This window comes from Bradyrhizobium sp. (genome assembly GCF_049691595.1).
Taxonomy (GTDB): domain Bacteria; phylum Pseudomonadota; class Alphaproteobacteria; order Rhizobiales; family Xanthobacteraceae; genus Bradyrhizobium.
In genome coordinates this window covers 1-2,116 of the sequence record NZ_JBAVNZ010000444.1, presented here as the reverse complement: position 1 = coordinate 2,116, position 2,116 = coordinate 1, and the positions used below count along the sequence as shown (strand labels likewise).

At 59.2% G+C, this 2,116-nt stretch carries 2 protein-coding genes; one reads left to right on the top strand and one right to left on the bottom strand.

Annotation, left to right across the window (positions count from 1 at the left end; all coding sequences use genetic code 11):
• Window positions 1-81: 81 nt before the first annotated feature.
• Window positions 82-1,521 (top strand): IS1182 family transposase, encoded by a 1,440-nt coding sequence (locus WCE35_RS18810; protein ID WP_424594833.1) that lies wholly within the window; start codon window positions 82-84, stop codon window positions 1,519-1,521.
• A gap of 295 nt (window positions 1,522-1,816) precedes the next feature.
• Here WCE35_RS18810 and WCE35_RS18805 read toward each other — a convergent pair.
• The coding region (locus tag WCE35_RS18805) for a hypothetical protein (RefSeq protein WP_424594832.1) at window positions 1,817-2,116 on the bottom strand (300 nt) is incomplete at its 5' end.

The window sequence follows — 2,116 nt, the reverse complement described above, 5'->3', positions numbered from 1 at the left end:
CCGACGCATCTCTTTCTGACCCTGGCTGCGTGAAAAGAACGAGTCTGCTATGATTTGCCTCGCGATTTGCGGGGGCAATCAATGAAGCGGTTTATCGAAGGGGCTGATCGTAGTCAGTCCACGTTGTTGCCGGAAAGCCTCGACGATTGGATCGATGAGAGCAATCCTGTTCGGGTGGTCGATGCCTTCGTGAATGAGCTCAAGCTCGTCGAATTGGGCTTCGCGGATGTTGAGCCGGCCGTCACCGGGCGGCCCGGTTATCATCCCTCAGCGCTGCTCAAGCTCTACATCTACGGCTATCTCAATCGCATCCAGTCGAGCCGACGCCTGGAGCGCGAAGCGCGCCGCAACCTCGAAGTGATCTGGCTTCTCCGGCGGCTTTCGCCCGACGACAAGACGATCGCCGACTTTCGCCGCGACAACGGCTCCGCCATCAAGAAGGTGTGCGCGAAGTTCGTAGAGCTGTGCCGGCAGATGGGCTTGCTGACGAAGGCGAGCGTCGCCATCGACGGATCAAAGTTCAAGGCAGTCAACACGCGCGACAAGAACTTCACCAAGGGCAAGGTGGAGCGCCGTCGCCAGCAGTTGGAGGAGAGCGTGTCGCGTTATCTCGCGCAGCTCGACACCGCGGACCTGCAGGAGCCGTCCGAGGCGCTCGCTGCAAAGGCGACGCATCTGAAGGAAAAACTAGCCAAGCTCGCGAGCGAGATGCAGAAACTCGAAGTCCACGAACAGGCGATGCTCGCGTCACCGGATCAGCAGATCTCGCTGACCGATCCCGACAGCCGGTCCATGGCGACAAGCGGGCGCGGCTCAGGCGTTGTAGGCTACAACGTCCAGACTGTCGTCGACACTGAGCATCATCTCATCATCGCGCACGAAGTGACGAATAGCGGCTCTGATCGGGCACAACTCGCCAACATGGGCAAGCAGGCCAAGGCCGTGCTCTGTATCGACAAACTCGAAGCCGTCGCGGATCGCGGCTACTACACGGGCGAGGAGATCAAGGCCTGCGCCGATGCCAATATCGCTGTGACACTGCCGAAGCCGAACACGACAGGCATGGAGGCGAAGGGCAAGTTCGGCAAGCACGACTTCGCATACTTGGCCGACCAGGATGTGTATCGCTGCCCGGCTGGCCAGCTGCTGGCGTATTGGCTTACGACGGTAGATGGCGAACGCACCATTCGGCGCTACGCCACGAAAGCATGTGGAAGCTGCCCACTGAAGGCGCGCTGCACCACGGCCAAGAACCGCGTCATCTCCCGTTGGGAGCACGAGCACGTCATGGATGATGCCCAGAGGCGGCTCGACGCCGATCCTCAGGCGATGCGCCGCCGCCGAGAGACAGTCGAGCATCCGTTCGGAACATTGAAGATGCGCATGGGCGCGACGCACTTCCTCATGAAGCGTCTGCCGAAGGTCGCCACCGAGATGGCGCTGCACGTGCTTGCCTATAATCTCACGCGCGTCATGAACATCATGGGCGTGCAGCCGCTCATCGCGGCGATGAAGACATGAGGCAGTGCGTAATTGCGCACGCGTTTTCGGCTACATCGCATTGATCGCGGCGTCTCAGGATGCCTTTGCACGCAATCAAAGAACCGCCAGCGGAAAAAATATGCTACTTTCCCGCTAAGTCGGCTCCAGATGCCCGGCTAACACCACCCCGTAGCGTTTTCACGCAACCAAGACCCAGAGGAGACGAAGGTCCAAGGCAATGCCAGGGTTCAAGGCACGGCAGCATTCTTGAGAAGCGGACGAAACTGTACCAGCGCTGTCGCTGACGTGGGCTGCCAGTGGGGAACTGATAAATTCAATGAGGCAAGAACGGCGCGTCGTGTTCAAATGAGAGATAAAGAAACACGCCGTAATCGGTATTGCCGTTCTCAAAGCGGATGGGAGCGGCTCCGCCGATCACAACTTGGGTGCCACCCTCTAGATTGAGGGCAAAGCGTGCGCCGGGAGAAATCGTGAAGGCAGAACTGTTTTCGATTTGCCCGAGCCCATTGACGCTTTCGTTCCACTCTTCGAGACCTTCGAGCATGAAATTAAAGTCCCGGCTGACGGCATAGATGACACTGCCGCCCAGGGCGTAGCTTGTGGGGCTTTGGCC

Bases quoted from the DNA above. Each gene is read 5' to 3' on its own strand.
- WCE35_RS18810 (WP_424594833.1), top strand. From the start codon at position 82: ATGAAGCGGTTTATCGAAGGGGCTGATCGTAGTCAGTCCACGTTGTTG.